The sequence below is a fragment of the Geodermatophilaceae bacterium NBWT11 genome, from assembly GCA_014218215.1.
In the GTDB taxonomy this organism is placed as follows: domain Bacteria; phylum Actinomycetota; class Actinomycetes; order Mycobacteriales; family Geodermatophilaceae; genus Klenkia.
Genome location: CP043652.1, coordinates 1676433 through 1689984, shown reverse-complemented (window position 1 = coordinate 1689984; position 13552 = coordinate 1676433). Strand labels below are relative to the sequence as shown.

Here is a 13552-nt window from a genome sequence, read left to right as displayed (position 1 = left end):
GCGGGACCACCGAGGTGTGGCAGGCCCGCCTCGACTCCGACCTGGTGGCTGCTCTCCGGAAGGACTCCGCGGTGCTGGGGATGAGCGCGCGCACCGAGATCGTGTGCGCGGCGTCGGCGATGCTGCGCCAGCGGGCCGCCGAGGAGCGGATGGCCCGCAGCGTGACCGACTTTTACGGCGACCAGCCCGTGCCCCTGCCGATCGGGGTGCGACGGGCACGTCCCGCGGACGGTGGCGAGGCCACCGGTGCCGCTTCCTGAGCCGTTCCGTGGGGAGGTCTGGGACGTCGACTTCCCTGACTTCGGCCGGCACCCCGCCGTGGTGCTGAGCGTCAACGCCCTCAACAGCCGTCTGGGTCACGTCGCGGTCGTGCCGGTGACCGGCACTTCTGGTCCGGCGGCCACACACATCGCGCTGACCGCAGACGCCGGGCTGACCCACTACGGTCTTCGGACACCGCGCTGAGCTCGGTTCGGCTCACGCAGCAGACAGGAGGCAGCTCGCTGGAGGACGATTAAGCCGAGGGGTGGCAGCGTCGGCTGCCGAATTCGTGAAGCACTGGGATGAGTGGATCTTCAAGGCACCCCTCTTAGGCCCAGCCCTTGACGTGCCCTAGGGTCCACAAGTGGACGTGTCGGTATCGCAATAGCCTGGCGGGGGACAGTGTGAAACTTGAGGATCTGGTCTCTCTTATCACCCCATCGCAGACCTCCCTATTCTTAGGCGCTGGGGCGTCAATTTCCTCTGGGGCACCATCGGGGCCTCAATTGGCAACTCAGTTGGCCGAGCGGTTGCCGGCCGGGTCCGGCAGCGATGACCTCGCCGAAGTCTGTGGTCTATATGAAAACCGACACGGACGTAAAGATTTGGTTTCCGCCCTCAGGATCAGGCTTCAGAACTTGACGCCAACCCAAGGCATGCTTGCGCTCCCTGCCTTTTCCTGGCGTGCCATCTTCACTACCAACTTCGACCGGCTAGTGGAGGAGTCATACCGGCTTGCGGGGCGAGACTTACGCGTAGTCAGGTCAAACTACGAGTACACGTCCAGAACGGGCTCCCATACTGACGTTGTGCTCTACAAGATGCACGGCTGCGTTTCCCAAGACACAGCGGATGGCAGCAATTCGCGTATGCTGCTGACTGAGAATGACTATGACTCGTTCGCCGAATATCGACAAAGCATGTTCGATGCGTTGCGCACGAATATGTACACCGGCGACACGCTCATAATCGGTCAGTCGCTTCGTGACCACCACTTGCGAGCAATGGCGAAAGATGTTGCGGCGCTTCGGACTCAGGGCGTACAAGGTCGCGTCTTTCTACTGGCCTACGACTACGAGGAGAGCCGAGCACAGCTCTTCGAGCAACGGGGCATCCAGGTTGCGGGCGGTAGCTTCGAAGCATTCCTGCACGAGCTCGACAAGCAGCAGGGGAAGTTGCACCCAGCGTTTAAGGCGGAAAGCGCCGAGGTGGACGCGTTGCCCCCAGGACTTGCTACTTCAACGATGGACGCAAAGCACGCTTCCAATCTTGCTCCAAATCCTGGCAGGCTCTTCAATGGTTCACCCGCAACTTATGCGGATATCAAGGCCGGTCTGACGATCAGCAGGGCAGTGGAGACGCGGCTTAAGCAGACCCAGGATTCAGGTGTGCGGAGCTTCTTTTTAGTCCTCTCAGGCGCTGCGGGCGTTGGGAAAACCTCCCTCGCCCGGCGCTTGATGTACTCCCGATTGAGTCAAGGTTTCAGCTGTTGGGAGCATCTCAATAACTTTCCGTTAGACGCTCACGCATGGCTGGAGGTCGAGGCTCGGCTCCGCAGTGCAAACCGGCAGGGGATCCTCCTGGTCGATGACTGTGCGCAGAACATGGCTGCGCTCAACCGCCTCGTAGACGGCCTCGGCGCGATTGCTCGACCCCATCTACGGATCGTGGTCACGGTCAACGCCGCACAGTGGCGGACCAAGATGAAATCCAGCTACTTCTACAGCCGTGGTTCCATAGAAAAAATCTCGCTGCTCACCGACGGTGATATTAGCGAAATGGTCAACCTGGTTGACAGGGTCGCGAGTATCAGGCAGCTCGTTAATCATGACTTTCTCCACCTTGGGCACAAGGACAAAATCCGCAGGCTCCGTGACCGGTGTAATGCAGACATGTTCGTTTGTCTGAAGAACATTTTCGCGAACGAGAGACTTGATGAAATTCTCTTGCAAGAGTTCGCTGATCTCGATGAGTCGTCCCAGACCGTGTATAGGCACGTTGCAGTGCTGCAGTCCATGGGTGGTCGGGTTCACAGACAGCTGATCATGCGGCTACTCGGCCTTGAGGCGGGGGGTGTTCAGACCCTGCTTGGTCAGATGGAGGAAGTCGTTGACGAGTACGACGTAGATGTGCGTATGGGGTTGTACGGGTGGGTCACCCGTCATGACGTGATCGCTCAGGTAATCGCGACCTACAAATACGCCGACCAGGTTGAGCTGCTGGGCCTACTTACTCGCCTGATCGATGGGCTCAATCCAACGATCCATCTAGAGATGGAAACGGCTCGCTCCATCGCTTCCCATGATATGGGAATCAATCGGCTGATCGATGTCGACGAACGCGTCCAACTCCTGGAGAAGCTGATCGCGAAGGTGCCAGGTGAGCGCATACCCCGTCGCCGCCTGGTTCGCCTGCTGATTGACCAGGGAAGCCTGGATGACGCTGATCGTGCAATTCAGGTGAGCCGGCGCGATCTAGGGCAGGATCAGATCATCGAGCGGTACCGGGCTTTACTCGCAATCGCAAGAGCTGAGCAGAAATCATCCCTAATGCCAGAAGACCGCCTGGCTATGGTGCTAGAGGCCGAGCGCCTGATACGTTCCTGCGTAGCACGTTCTCCGAAAGATCGGTACAACTACCGAGTTATGGGGCAAGTCGGCGAGGTGCTTTATCGGCTTTCGGGGTCGCTAAAGGTCTTGGAAGATGCCATCGCTCTAATGGCCTCCGCTGAGGCGCAAATTGCGGACCCGGACTTCGCGTCCGAGCGACGGTCGCTTGAAACGAAGTTGAGGAGGTTGGCTGCCACTGCTGTTGCCAACCCGGAGTCAGTCGATCACGACGATGACATCCCGGCGCTTGCCGACGCCGACGGCGACCCGGTCTGAACGAGTCTCGTGTGAGGGGCGGTCGTCATCGACACTCGTTGGGTGGCTCGCCCTAGCTGGCCTACCCGCCATCTGAGCCTCGCCAACGCGCTGGACGATCTGCCACACCTCCTGCGCCGGATGGCGGAGCCAATCGAAGAGCTCAAGCTCGACCCCATGGAGATCGGGGCCTAGTGGTTCATTCGGAGGTCCGCGAAGACGGACCTTTGTGGTTCATGACCTCGTACTGACTGGCAGCCAGACGGGGCCACGTCCCGCTAAACGGTGGTGAACGGTCAGAAGCCTCGGTAGACGTTTTCTGCATCTACGGCACCAGTGAAGTCATCCCAGTCCATGTTGGCGAGGGTCAAGTTGTTCTCGACGGACCACGCTTGAGCCGGAGGCAGGCGGAAGGAGGCCACAGGCTGTGTGCCTGGGCGCAGAGCGAGCACGAGAAGTTCGGGGCTCGTCTCCGTGACGGCATCTGCGAGGAAGACCACGGACCGTTCGCTCCCAGGGAGATGGGTAAGGACCTCAGACGGTGACATCTGGTCATAAGCGGGGTCGTCCACGTACTCGACGTAGGGGAGGAAGCCGTCCGGGGATGGTGTGCAAAAAGCTTGTTGCACGGCATCCCACGCCTTTTGCGTGCTGAACGCGGTTCGCACGAGGGCAGGTGGGGCGTTGCGAGCTGCGGCAGTCACCGCCCCAGCTTCACGGACCAGACTCAGGTGGTCTAGTTGCTCCGTCATGACCGGGATGAGTTCCGTTAGTCGGTGGTTTGCGGTCGGGCTTGGGGACATTTGCCCCAGGAGTGCTGGCGAGGGTCACGGCGCGGCCGTTGCTCGGCAGACTGAGGTGGTGAGCTTTGACGTGTCCGCGGTGGTCGAGCAGGTGCGCGATGTGCTCGAACGCACCCCCAGATCGCCGGTGTCGGTGGTGGCGATTGATGGCCCTGGTGGGTCTGGCAAGACAACCCTGGCCGCGCTGTTGGCCGAGGCGCTCGGTGGGGCTCCCGTGGTGCACACCGACCACTTCGCGACACCGGCGTCTCCCTTGGACTGGTGGCCACGGGTCATCGAGGAGGTCCTGTCTCCACTGCGCGAGGGGAAGCCCGTCGCCTTCAGGCCCTACGACTGGGCGGGCGGGCGCCTTGATGGGCGCGTCGAGATTAAGCCAGTCCCGGTAGTGATCCTGGAGGGCGTCTCGGCCTCTCGACTGGTTTTTCGACCGTTCCTGGCCTACTCGATCTGGATCGACACGCCCCGCGCCGAACGTCTGGCCAGGGGCATCGCGCGGGACGGCGAAGCGTCCCGGGAGCAATGGGCTGTAGACATGGCTCACGAGGACGCCTACATGGCACGGGAGCGTCCCGAGATCCATGCGGACCTGATCCTCTCTGGAGCGTCTGCGTCCCAGTAGACGGTCATCGTCCGGACGCGATGGCTGCGTCCACGGCGGCCGCGGTGCGGGGATCACCATCCAGGTCCAGCAGGAGGTCGGTGCCGGGTCGGCCCGGATGCCTGAGCCACCTCTCCCAGACCGCTGCGAGGAGGCGACCGTCGTCGTCCTGGGTCCTCAGGGCTGTGAGCAGGCCCGGCAGGGCCGCCGGTAGATCGCGGATGAGGCGGACGTCGTCCTGTCGGGGCGGGGTGACCCCGTCCAGGGGTAGCCGATGACGTGGGTGTCCCGGAACGTGGCAGCCGAGAGATCCGCGGTGAACGACCGCGACCCGGGCGGATGTGCTTGGTCCACTACTCCGGTGACGATCATCGTGCGGGCTTCCCCGCGGACGACGAGGTCGGTGACGGCGCAGTCCTCGATCACCAGTCGGGGTCCAGGGGTGTCGAAGGTGGACGAGTGCAGTGCGCAGCCGACGAAGTGTGACTCCGCCAGTCGTGCGCGACTGAAGTCGACCCGCCGCCAGGTGGTGGTGCGTCCCCTCCAGGGCCCGCCTCCGCCCAGCCCCCTGCTCCGCAGGTCGGCGCGGACGAAGGAGCAGTCCTCGACCCGGGTGACCCACACCCGCCATCCCGCGCAGTTGGCCCGGTCGAACAGGCAGTCCTGCATGCGGGCGTCGAACAAGCGGAGCTCGGCGACGTCGGCGCCACGCAGGTCCAGGGACTCCCAGGTCACGGGTGCCCCAGCTGCTTCGCTGTCACCCACCGTGGTGGGCAGCACCGACAGTGACAGACCACGCAGGTCGGTACGTCCGGAGACGTCGGCCAACCCGTCCGGCCGCTCGCCGCGCCCGGTCAGCCAACGCCCCACCGCTCGGCCGAGCGCCGGCGCTCCAGGTTCCAGCCACCGACGACGAAGGTCAGCCGCAGACGCCATGGAACCTCCTCCGACCGTTCCCCGTCCCGGACAGCAACCCGCACGACGACCCTGTCACGAAAGCGGGGACGCAGAGAGCGGGACGTCCGGTAGACGGTCGTGACCGGTCAGTTCAGCAGGTCGGCGTCGTATCGCAGCGAGTCCTCTGACTTGACCGGGAGTGTCTCGAGGTCGGGTCCCTCGAGGAGGGCTGCGGCGAGGTCGGTGGTGCAGGCAATGAGGGTGGAGTCGAAGTCGATCTCGGTGCCGACGAACCAGGCGCGGTCCTCGGGCCACCACAGGTTCGGCGACTGGGGTTGGAACCAGTCCGGGGTCAGGTGTTCTCCGTTGCCCAGTGCCGCTGTGATGGGTCCTCGGCCCAGGACGTATTCACGGCCGGGGTGGACCACGTAGCGGCCGGTGGGACTGCTCCAGCTGTAACCGGTCCACGTGCAGAACCAGCAGTCGCGCGGGGTACTGGTGTGCTCGGCCAGCAGTCGAGTGAGCGGTGTGAGGGCTGCAGCGACGAGGTGGCCGTGAGCTGGGGCCAGATCTGGCCGACGGGAGGTGTTGGAGTCGAGAGGGTCGGATGCGCCGGACAACCGGTGCCACTGGACCGTGGGGTGTATGAGTGTGCCGAGCTCAAGGGCGACGTCTGACCAGGTCGCTGAGCTGGCGGGGTGCAGAAGCCTGACGTAGGAGGGGTAACCGCTGGGGACTGTGCCGGTGACGGTTCCCCAGGGCCCGGTGAGCCGCGGCTGAACCCAGTCTGCTGCCGCCGGGTCTTGTTCGTACGTAGGTCCCTGCGGCTCCATGGGGACAGCATCATTCGCATTCGACGTCGGTGAGACCGCCTTTCCGCCCCCGTCCGCTGGACGGTCGTGACCAGTCAATTCAGCAGGTGGGCGCCCGGTACCCCTGGTCGCACGACGCGCACTCGTCTGCCGAGACCAACTGCTCGGGCTCAGAGCTCGAGCTCACCCACGCGCTCACCTCCGCTCATCTCTCCAGTGGGCGAGAACCCCAGCCCCAGGTAGAAGAGCTCAGGGCTGGCGTCCCCGACGTGCCAGGTCGTCGTGAGGCGCGGAGTGCCTCGGCGGCGGAGCTCCGCGGCAACGGCGGCCACGGCGTACCGGCCATGGCCTCGCCCTTGGTGTGCCGCGGCGATGTTGAGCCGCCACAGCCCGGAGCGGAGGTCGGGCTCCGCCATTTCCCGGGCGTAGTTGAAGTCGAAGTCCAAGAACGCCATGAGGAAACCGACCGCGTTCCCGTCGCACCGGATCAGCCGGGGCCAGGCGCGCTCTCCGAACGCGTAGGCCTCCGCCAGGGAGTTCGCGACCGGCGAGACCGCTGGCTTCTGGTCTTCCCGCACCTCGATGCTCAGCGCGTCACCGATGTTGTCCGGGGTGATCTCCTCGAGCGATCGGTCCACCGTCATGTTGATCAACCTATGGGACGTTGTTCTCGCCTCAGCCGTCCCGATGGACGGTCGTCTGCGGACACCCAACGGCGGCGTAGGTACGCCCGGCCGGACTGTGCTCCGGTCTAGGGGCTCGGCCGGGTCTGCGACCCGACGACGATCTCGTTTCCGCTCTCCCGGTAGGTCCGCCATCGACGGTCATCGGGATCCCATCTGATCGAGAACCCGTGGTGCACCTTTGTGTGGTGCCTCTCGCACAGCAACGCGGTGTTCTCGACCGATGTCTCGCCGTGGTCGGCTATCCACTCGAGGACGTGGTGGGCGTCGCACCACCAGGTGGGGGCTGAGCAGCCGGCGAAGACGCACCCTCCGTCGCGGGCTTCGGCGGCCTTGCGGATGTGGGCGGGGACCAGGCGTTGGGCGCGGCCGATGTTGAGCGGCATCCCGTCGGGGCCGAAGAGCACCCGGGTGATGATCGAGTCGCAGGACAGCTGCTGCGCTGCGGTGTTGGAGACGACCTGGCCGGATCCGAGGCGAGCGGCGTCGCTCACGACCTCGGTGTCGAGAAGGTCCTCGGCGGAGATGGTGGCCGCGATCTGGGCGCGGTGCTTGCGCATCATCGGCACGTCGTCGCCGCAGGCCAGCTGCGCGTCGGCCAGCTGCACGAGGGCGTCGCCCATCTGCTGGGCGTGGTTGCGGTCGTCGTCGGCGACCCGGCCCGTCTGTTGGAACGCGGTCAGGACGGTGGACACCTTCTCGAAGCCCACCGCGTCGAGGCGGCCGTGGATGGTGCCGCCCCCGCCGACCGACGGGGTCAGGTGCAGTTCGCGCTGCTGGGTGGGGTCGGGCTCGCACCCGTCGGGGTCGATCCAGTCCAGCAGCCGCTTCGTCACCGCGGGCAGCGCCTCGGGTGTGGTCCCCGTGGCGGTGTCGAGCAGGGCGCGCTCGATCTCGCCCACGTCCGCGCCCATCTCAGCGGCAACCGCCAGCCGCGCGTGGGTCGCCACCTTGGCCACGATCGCGGTCTGGTCGGGGGTGACCCGGCCCGAGGCGGCGGCAGCCGCCCACGTCGGCAGCTGCTCGAGGGTGCGGCCGGCTCGGACGGCGCGGGCGGCGGTCGCACTCGACACGTTGAGGTGGCCGACCTGCCAGGACGCCATGGACTTGTGGCCGTCGAACTCGGCCGCCTGGGCGCACTCGGCTGACCGCACCGCCTGGACGCGGGCGGTGTCGATGACGCTGGCCAGCTGGGTCAGGCCGCGCACCCTGGCGAGAAGTGCCGGGGCCTGCACCGCCGCCCCGCCCTCGGGCGGGCCCACGCCGACGAGTCGCAGCGCCATCGCCAGCACGTCGGCGACGTCATCGGGGAGCTGCAGCGACAGCTGTCGAGCAGCTTCGCGAGCCGCGGCCTTCTCGGTGGCCCGCTCGTCAGCGAGGGCAGCCATCGTGGCGGTACCGGCCGGGGAGTCCAGCGCGAAGGTGCCGCCGTCGGGGAAGGGGTCGAACCCCCCGTCCAGCCCCATGACACCTCCCGGACCCACTCGAACACCTGTACGAATTGTACCGCACTCAGGGGCTCAGATCCAGGTGAAAGTGCTGGTCAAGCGGCCGGTTTCGCTCCCCCGCCCATCCGTGGGAGGTCGAGCTGCTGCGCACGGCCCCCGTCGGGTCGCACGGCTCGCGGACCGAGGGCTCACGCGATCAGGGGCGGCCGCGCGGCGTGCCACGTCGTCCGCTCCTGGAACCACAGGCCGGCCGCGAACAGCACGTCCTCGCCGTCCTCCAGCGCGGTCAGTTGCACTCCGACCGGCATGCCGGAGGACGGGTGGAACCCCACCGGCAGCGCCAGGGTCGGCCCGGCGTGCAGCGACCACGGGTAGGTCAGCTGCCCCAGCCGGCGGGACACCCGCAGCACGTCGTCGGGGTCGGCGCGGGGGACGTCGACCGGGAGGGTCGGCGTGAGGACGAGGTCGACGCCGTCCATGGCCGCCGAGATCCGGCTCTGCAGGGCGCGGCGGGCGAGGACGGCGGCGGCGCGCTCGTCGGCGGTGATGTCCACGCCCAGGCCGACCCGCACGAGGGTGTCGGGGTGGAAGCGCTCCGGCTCGTCTGCGAGCCGTGCGGCGTGGATGCGGGCCAGATCGGCGTAGACCAGCGTGTAGACGATGTCCTGCGCGTCCAGCAGGCCCTCGACCTCGATCGGCACGACCTCGGCGTCGAACACCGCCACCGCGGCGTCCACCACCGCCTGCACCCCGGGGTCGATGTCGGGCAGCAGCTGCACCGGCAGGCCGATGCGGCGCGGGGGAGCAGCGGCGGGCAGTGGGGCGGACGACCCGGTGAGCACCCGCTGCGCCCGGGCGACCAGGGCCACGTCAAGGGCGAGCGGCCCCACCGTGTCCACGTCGTCGCAGACCGGGAAGACGCCGTCCATGGGGATCGAGCCGTGCGTCGGCCGCAGGCCGACCACCCCGCAGGCCGACGCGGGCAGCCGGATCGAGCCGCCGGTGTCGGTGCCCAGCGCCAAGTCGACGACGCCCGCGGCGACGGCGGCACCCGATCCGCCCGAGGACCCGCCGGGGATCCGGGAGAGGTCCCACGGGTTCCGGCACGGGCCGGCGGCGGAGTTCTGGTTGGTCACCCCGACGGCGAACTCGCTCAGGTTCAGCGTCGCCACAAGAGAAGCGCCCGCAGACGTCAGCCGCCGCACCACCTCGGCGTCCTCGGCGGGGACGCGCGAAGCGAAGAAGGCCGAGCCGCAGGTGGTCGGGCCGCCGGCGACGTCGATGTTGTCCTTCACGCCCAGCCGCACACCCGCCAGCGGCCCGGGGCCGGGGACGCCCCGGTCGACCCGGCGGATCACGGAGTTGGTGCCGGCGTCGTCCATCAGACCTCCTGGGAAGGGCTTGCGGAGCCAATCATCAGACAATTAGCGTCCGGGTGTCGAGGGAGGTCTCCATGACCACACACCCAGCCGTTCTGGGGCGGTACTTCGAGGACTACGTGGTGGGCGACGTCTACCAGCACCCGCTCGGGCGCACGATCACCGAGGCGGACAACACCTGGCTGACGCTGCTGACGATGAACACCAACCAGCAGCACGTCAACGCCCACCTCGCCGCCCAGAACCCGATCACCGAGGGCCGGGTGATCGTGAACTCCGGGCTGACGATCGCGCTGACGCTGGGCCTGAGCGTGCTGGACATGAGCCAGAACGCCGTCGCCAACCTCGAGATGACCGACGTGAAGCTCACCCACCCCGTCTACGCCGGGGACACGATCTACGCCGAGAGCCTCTGCACCGGGCTGCGCGCGTCGAGGTCCCGGCCGTACGCGGGGATCGTCTCGATGGTCACCCGCGGCCTGAACCAGGACGGCGACGAGGTCATCTCCTACAAGCGGTCGGTCATGGTCGCCACGCGGGAGTCCGGCATCGGGCAGGACCACTTCCCACAGGCCAAGAACGGGCCCCTGCAGGCATGAGGCCGCTGGAGGACGTCCGGATCATCGCCCTGGAGCAGTACGGCGCCGGCCCGTTCGGCAGCGTGCACCTGGCCGACCTCGGCGCCCAGGTGATCAAGATCGAGGACCCGCGCACCGGCGGCGACATCGGCCGCTACGTCCCGCCCTACACCGCCGGCGAGGACTCGCTGTTCTTCGAGACCTTCAACCGCAACAAGCAGAGCCTCAGCCTCGACATCTCCACCCCCGCCGGCCGCGCGGTGTTCGAGGACCTCGTGCGCACCAGCGACGCCGTCTGGTCCAACCTGCGCGGCGACGTCCCGGCCAAGATCGGCATCCGGTACGCCGACCTCGCCCACCTCAACCCGTCGCTCGTCTGCTGCAGCCTCACCGGGTTCGGGATGACCGGCCCGCGCGCCGCCGAGCCCGGCTACGACTACGTGCTGCAGGGCATCGCCGGCTGGATGAGCCTCACCGGCGACCCCGACGGCCCGCCCACCAAGACCGGGCTGAGCCTCGTCGACTTCTCCAGCGGCTTCGTCGCGGCGCTCAGCCTCATGGCCGGGCTGCACGCGGCGAGGAGGGACGGCGTCGGCGGTGACTGCGACGTCTCGCTCTACGACACCGCCATGTCGCTGCTGACCTATCCCGCCACCTGGGCGCTGAACGCCGGCTACGAGCCGGTGCGCACCGTGGACTCCGCCCACCCCTCGCTGGTCCCGTTCCAGGCGTTCGCCGCCAGCAACGGCTGGCTCGTCGTGGGCTGCGCCAAGGAGAAGTTCTGGCAGCGGCTGGTCGCCGTCCTCGGACGCCCCGACCTGGGGGACGACGAACGCTTCGCCAGCTTCACCGCCCGCGACGTGCACCGCGACGCGCTGCTCCCCGAGCTCAAGGCCGCTTTCGCGAGCAACACGGTCGAGCACTGGCTGGCGCTGCTGGCCGCTGCCGGGGTCCCGTCGTCCCCGATCAACGACGTGCACCAGGCACTCGCCGACCCGCAGGCCGCCGCCCGCGGGCTGCTGCTGGAGACCGAGCACCCGCACTGGGGCACCGTCCGGCAGGTCGGCAGCCCGGTGCGGTTCGGCGATCGACCCGTCGAGCACCGACGCGCCCCGCACCGCAACGAACACCAGCACGAGATCACCGCCGACCTGCTGGGCTACTCGCCCGAGCGGGTCGCCGAGCTGGCAGCCGCCGGCGCCTTCGGAGAACAGGGGAGCTGACGTGGACTTCACGCTCAACGAGGAGCAGCAGGACTTCCAGCAGGCGCTGCGCCGCTTCGTCGACCGCGAGATCGTCCCGGTCGCCTCGGAGTGGGAGCGCACCGGCCGCTACCCGACCGAGATCGTCGACCACCTCAAGGCGATGGGCCTGTTCGGGCTCACCACGCCCGAGGAGTACGGCGGCCTGGCCCTGGACATGGTCAGCTTCACCCTCGTCTACGAGGAGATCAGCCGCGGCTGGATGGGCATCGCCGGCATCCTCGGCAGCCACGGCCTGTCCGCCTGGATGATCGCCAAGCACGGCACGGACGAGCAGAAACGGCGCTTCTTGCCGAAGTTGGCGACCGGGGAGTGGCGCACCGGCGTCGGCCTCACTGAGCCCGGCGCGGGCACCGACCTGCAGGGCATCGGGACGACGGCCGTGCGGGACGGTGACCACTACGTCGTCAACGGCACCAAGACCTGGATCACCAACGCCCGGCACGCGAACGTCCTGCCGGTGCTGGTCAAGACCGACCCGAAGGCCAGCCCCCGGCACCGCGGCATGTCGTTGCTGCTCGTCGACACCACCACCCCGGGCTTCGAGGTCAGCCGCGACCTGGGCAAGCTCGGCTACAAGGGCACCGAGTCCTGTGAGATATCCCTGGTCGACGTCCGGGTGCCGGTCGCCGACCTCCTCGGCGGCGCCGAGGGCCGCGGCATGCAGCAGGCGCTCTCCGGCCTGGAGATCGGCCGGCTCAACATCGCCGGGCGCTCGGTCGGCGTCGCCCAGGCCGCCTACGACGCGGCACTGAAGTACGCCGGCGAACGGGAGGCGTTCGGCCACCCGATCGCGGAGTTCCAGGCCATCGCGCTCAAGCTCGCCGAGATGGCCACCCAGCTGCAGGCCGCCCGGCTGCTCACCTACTGGGCCGCCTCGAAGGCCGACGCCGGCCAGCGGGTCGACGCCGAGAGCGGGATGGCCAAGGTGTTCGCCTCCGAGACCGCGCTCGCGCTCTCGCTGGAGGCCATGCGCATCCACGGCGGCTACGGCTACTCCACCGAGTTCGTGGTCGAACGGCTCTACCGGGACGCCCCGCTGATGGCCATCGGTGAGGGCACCAACGACGTGCTGCGCACCGTCATCGCCAAGGCCCTGGTCTCCGGCGCTACGGTCGTCGGGTGAGCGCGCGCTCCTGGCTCTACGTGCCCGGCGACCGGCCCGACCGCTTCGACAGGGCCGCCGCGGCCGGCGCCGGGGCCGTCGTCCTCGACCTGGAGGACGCCGTCCCGCTGGCCGGCAAGGACGCCGCGCTCGCCGCCGTCCTCGACTGGTGCGCCGGGGGCCCCGTGCCCGTGCAGGTCTGGGTCCGCGTCAACGGGGGACGACGAGGGGCGGACGACGTCGCCGCCGTCGCCCGCACCCCCCGGCTGACCGGGGTGGTCCTGCCCAAGACCAGCTCACGCGCCCTGCTGGAACGGGTGCACGAGCAGCTGTCGGCCGCCGAGGTCGCCACCGGCCGGCCGCCCGGCAGCATCGCGGTCAGCCCGCTCGTCGAGAGCGCCGCCGGGGTGCTCGCCGCCCCCGCGCTCGCCGGCGGGCCGCGGGTGAGCTGCCTGCAGCTGGGCGAGGTCGACCTGGCCGCCGACCTCGGGGTCACCCCCGGTCCGGACGGCTCCGAGCTGCTGCTGGCCCGCAGCACCGTCGTCCTCGCCTCGGCCGCCGCGGGCATCGCCCCGCCGCCGGCCGCGGTGTCCCCGGAGTTCCGCGACCTGGACGCCTTCGAGGCGCAGACCCGGGCGCTGGTGGCGCTGGGGTTCCGCGGCCGGGCCTGCATCCACCCGGCCCAGGTCGCCGTCGTCGAGCGGGTCTGCCGGCCGACGCCCGAGCAGGTCGCCGCCGCCCGCGACGTGCTCGCCCGGCTCGCCGCGTCCCCCGGGGTGGCGGTCGATGCGCAGGGCCGGCTGCTCGACGAGGCCTTCGCCCGCCAGGCCCGTGCCACGGTGGCCGCCGCCGGCTGACCGTC

13 protein-coding genes are annotated in these 13552 nt (G+C 68.3%); 8 read left to right on the top strand and 5 right to left on the bottom strand.

Annotated elements, in window-relative coordinates; translation table 11 throughout:
- The first annotated feature begins 14 nt into the window (after positions 1-14).
- The 4 genes from F1C76_08095 to F1C76_08080 all read left to right on the top strand — a co-directional run bounded on the left by F1C76_08095 (position 15) and on the right by F1C76_08080 (position 4547).
- Positions 15-260 (top strand): hypothetical protein, encoded by a 246-nt coding sequence (locus F1C76_08095; protein QNG36554.1) that lies wholly within the window; start codon positions 15-17, stop codon positions 258-260.
- Positions 247-465 carry a type II toxin-antitoxin system PemK/MazF family toxin gene (locus F1C76_08090; protein QNG36553.1) on the top strand — a complete coding sequence of 73 codons (219 nt, stop codon included), beginning with the start codon at positions 247-249 and terminating at the stop codon, positions 463-465. Before F1C76_08095 ends, F1C76_08090 begins: the two co-directional genes overlap by 14 nt.
- A 314-nt stretch (positions 466-779) precedes the next feature.
- Complete coding sequence (locus tag F1C76_08085) at positions 780-3146, top strand: hypothetical protein (protein ID QNG36552.1); 2367 nt, start codon at positions 780-782, stop codon at positions 3144-3146.
- 840 nt (positions 3147-3986) lie between these two features.
- Positions 3987-4547, top strand: a complete 561-nt coding sequence (locus F1C76_08080) for a hypothetical protein (protein ID QNG36551.1) — start codon at positions 3987-3989, stop codon at positions 4545-4547.
- A 156-nt stretch (positions 4548-4703) separates the two neighbouring features.
- On the opposite strand, the gene F1C76_08075 is transcribed toward F1C76_08080, so the two are convergent.
- The 5 genes from F1C76_08075 to F1C76_08055 all read right to left on the bottom strand — a co-directional run bounded on the left by F1C76_08075 (position 4704) and on the right by F1C76_08055 (position 9673).
- On the bottom strand, positions 4704-5261 hold the full coding sequence (locus tag F1C76_08075) for a hypothetical protein (protein QNG36550.1): 558 nt from the start codon (positions 5259-5261) through the stop codon (positions 4704-4706).
- 308 nt (positions 5262-5569) lie between these two features.
- Positions 5570-6043: a hypothetical protein gene (locus F1C76_08070; GenBank protein QNG36549.1), complete on the bottom strand. Its 474-nt coding sequence runs from the start codon at positions 6041-6043 to the stop codon at positions 5570-5572.
- 362 nt (positions 6044-6405) lie between these two features.
- Positions 6406-6879, bottom strand: coding sequence for a GNAT family N-acetyltransferase (locus tag F1C76_08065; GenBank protein ID QNG36548.1), 474 nt, complete (start codon positions 6877-6879; stop codon positions 6406-6408).
- A 107-nt stretch (positions 6880-6986) separates the two neighbouring features.
- Positions 6987-8384 carry a DUF222 domain-containing protein gene (locus tag F1C76_08060; GenBank protein QNG36547.1) on the bottom strand — a complete coding sequence of 466 codons (1398 nt, stop codon included), beginning with the start codon at positions 8382-8384 and terminating at the stop codon, positions 6987-6989.
- 170 nt (positions 8385-8554) lie between these two features.
- Positions 8555-9673, bottom strand: coding sequence for an amidase (locus F1C76_08055; GenBank protein QNG39100.1), 1119 nt, complete (start codon positions 9671-9673; stop codon positions 8555-8557).
- Positions 9674-9819: 146 nt separating this feature from the next.
- Here F1C76_08055 and F1C76_08050 point away from each other — a divergent pair, with 146 nt between their 5' ends.
- From F1C76_08050 to F1C76_08035, 4 genes are read left to right on the top strand one after another with little or no spacing between them, the layout of a single operon-like run.
- Positions 9820-10344 carry a MaoC family dehydratase gene (locus F1C76_08050; GenBank protein QNG36546.1) on the top strand — a complete coding sequence of 175 codons (525 nt, stop codon included), beginning with the start codon at positions 9820-9822 and terminating at the stop codon, positions 10342-10344.
- Positions 10341-11546 (top strand): CoA transferase, encoded by a 1206-nt coding sequence (locus F1C76_08045; GenBank protein ID QNG36545.1) that lies wholly within the window; start codon positions 10341-10343, stop codon positions 11544-11546. Before F1C76_08050 ends, F1C76_08045 begins: the two co-directional genes overlap by 4 nt.
- Before the next feature lies 1 nt (position 11547).
- The gene (locus F1C76_08040) at positions 11548-12711 is read left to right on the top strand and encodes an acyl-CoA dehydrogenase (GenBank protein QNG36544.1); all 1164 of its coding nucleotides are present in this window, start codon (positions 11548-11550) and stop codon (positions 12709-12711) included.
- Positions 12708-13547: a CoA ester lyase gene (locus F1C76_08035; protein QNG36543.1), complete on the top strand. Its 840-nt coding sequence runs from the start codon at positions 12708-12710 to the stop codon at positions 13545-13547. The genes F1C76_08040 and F1C76_08035 overlap by 4 nt, the downstream gene beginning before the upstream one ends.
- The last annotated feature ends 5 nt before the right edge of the window (positions 13548-13552 follow it).

Coding starts and splice junctions, on each gene's coding strand:
- F1C76_08045 (QNG36545.1), top strand. CDS start 10,341: ATGAGGCCGCTGGAGGACGTCCGGATCATCGCCCTGGAGCAGTACGGC.
- F1C76_08050 (QNG36546.1), top strand. CDS start 9,820: ATGACCACACACCCAGCCGTTCTGGGGCGGTACTTCGAGGACTACGTG.
- F1C76_08060 (QNG36547.1), bottom strand. CDS start 8,384: ATGGGGCTGGACGGGGGGTTCGACCCCTTCCCCGACGGCGGCACCTTC.
- F1C76_08065 (QNG36548.1), bottom strand. CDS start 6,879: ATGACGGTGGACCGATCGCTCGAGGAGATCACCCCGGACAACATCGGT.